This is a genomic window from Escherichia sp. WS1265 (genome assembly GCF_046487585.1).
Lineage (GTDB): Bacteria > Pseudomonadota > Gammaproteobacteria > Enterobacterales > Enterobacteriaceae > Escherichia > Escherichia coli.
Window position 1 is genome coordinate 1 of record NZ_JBJQJE010000073.1, and the last position, 1,810, is coordinate 1,810.

General features: G+C 41.7%; 2 protein-coding genes and 1 pseudogene. 2 read left to right on the forward strand and 1 reads right to left on the reverse strand.

Going from position 1 to position 1,810, the window contains the following annotated elements; genetic code table 11:
* Positions 1–104, forward strand: a pseudogene (locus ACJHX3_RS24815) (IS1 family transposase); the annotation flags it as partial.
* A 47-nt stretch (positions 105–151) separates the two neighbouring features.
* Here the strand turns inward: ACJHX3_RS24815 and gatZ are convergent.
* Entirely contained in the window at positions 152–1,423 is a 1,272-nt protein-coding gene (gatZ, locus tag ACJHX3_RS24820) for a tagatose-bisphosphate aldolase subunit GatZ (RefSeq protein WP_000682085.1), read from the reverse strand.
* A gap of 310 nt (positions 1,424–1,733) precedes the next feature.
* On the opposite strand from gatZ, the gene ACJHX3_RS24825 reads away from it, so the two are divergent.
* On the forward strand, positions 1,734–1,810 hold a 77-nt coding region (locus tag ACJHX3_RS24825; protein ID WP_410236226.1), incomplete at its 3' end, for an IS1 family transposase.

Consider the following 1,810-nt stretch of genomic DNA (forward strand, 5'->3'; position numbering starts at 1 on the left):
CCGTATTAAACGTCTGGTTCGCAAAACGCTCTGTTTTTCACGTTCTGTTGAGCTTCGCGAAAAAGTCATCGGAGCGTTTTATTGAAAAATACATATTCTACTAATTGGAGGCATCACCAAGAATTTTATTGCTAGTGCAAGCAATAATAAATCATTCTAAAATTGGAACACAGCCATAGGCATAATCACGAAGAACATCCTGAATCTTATCAATAATTAATAGACGAGGCTCTGGTTTAAGAATTCCATTCATGACGCGATCAAATTGCTTGGGAAGGAACTGACTGAGCAAACCGAGAGGTATCTCCATAGTATCGAGATTTGCAATCAGTTTATCTACTGCCGCACTAATCCTTGCATTCGGCCAGTAATAACGAATACGATCTGAAAGGCTATAACGGATATCGACCATAGCCTGAGAAAACTCTGAGTTGTAATATTTTTTCCAGTAATCAGGTTCATCAAGCATTACCTGCTCAATAACAGCCAAAACACGACTTTGGGCTTCTGGATAAATAAGTTCTTGTTCAATCTTTGCAAGAGCAAAAATAGCTTCACGCAATGCAAAAGTAAGTGCTGGCCCCACTTTAAGAATAGCAAAATGATCCTTAACTAATGCACGATATGCTGTTCGTGTTTGATAATCTGTCGAATGAGCTTCATACACAATGGGAGTGTTTTCAATGAAACGACTCAGCTTAGTCGCTTTAGAGGATTCATAATGAATCACATGACTGTGATCGAATTCTACTCCGGGCTGAACAACCAAGCCGATAATGCGGTTAATAGCATCATCAAGTCCAATTTTTCGGAACGCATCGTGATGAAGTTGGATAGTTTGTGCAGCATCCTGAGAGTGCGTAATATGAACTTCATCTATAGTAGATGATTCACCACCAGGAACAGGAACTTCAGTCCCAATGACATACGTTAAGGCAACCTTTTGTTCTGCAGTTGCTACATTTTCTGCAACCCGACATAGTTCAGCAGCTCGAGCAGCAATTACTTCCGGTGGCAAAGGAACAGGGTCATCTGCACAAGACATTGAGGCGTCTAAGTGAATTTTACTGAAACCAGCCTTAACATATTCAGCAATTAAGACTAGGGATTTCTCCATCGCCTGTTCTGCCGGTTCATTCTGCCAGCAATTTGGACCGAGATGATCCCCCCCTAGGATTAGACGTTCTATAGGAAATCCAATTTTTCTAGCAATTCCTTCAACGTAAGTTCGAAAATCAGCTGGTTTCATACCTGTATAGCCGCCGAACTGATTCACTTGGTTCGAGGTAGCTTCGATTAATACCTTACGATTATTATTCAACTCAAAACGTAATGCAGCCTCAATGACCAGTGGGTGTGCCGAACATATAGAACAAATACCTATATCAAGACCTTTTTTATGTTGCTGGACTAAATGCTTCATATAACCTCTGTAATATATTTGACATCCTCCATGCCCTTAAGGACGTGGATTCCGACGATATTTCGCTGCCGGAAGAATCGTTTCGATTGATTCCTGTTTCAACGGATGACAACGCCATCCCTCCACAGGCATTAAGTTTCCGTGTGTCCCACGGAACTGATTTCCGTCATTGCGTTGCCGAAGCAAAACGCTGGTAGCAGCATGATGTTACAAAAAAAGTTAGGCGGAAAACCGCGCTTTATATCCTCGACCCGGGTGATACCTCCAATAAGTTGAATTAGATGTATAATATGAGCTTTTGATATTCTTTATGGCCAGCGTTAACATTCATTGTCCCTGTTGTCAGTCTGCTCAGGTCTGTCGTCATGGGCAGAACCCTGAATGCCA

What these genes read in the sequence shown, in the direction of transcription:
- gatZ (WP_000682085.1), bottom strand. Translation starts at nt 1,423, where the DNA reads ATGAAGCATTTAGTCCAGCAACATAAAAAAGGTCTTGATATAGGTATT.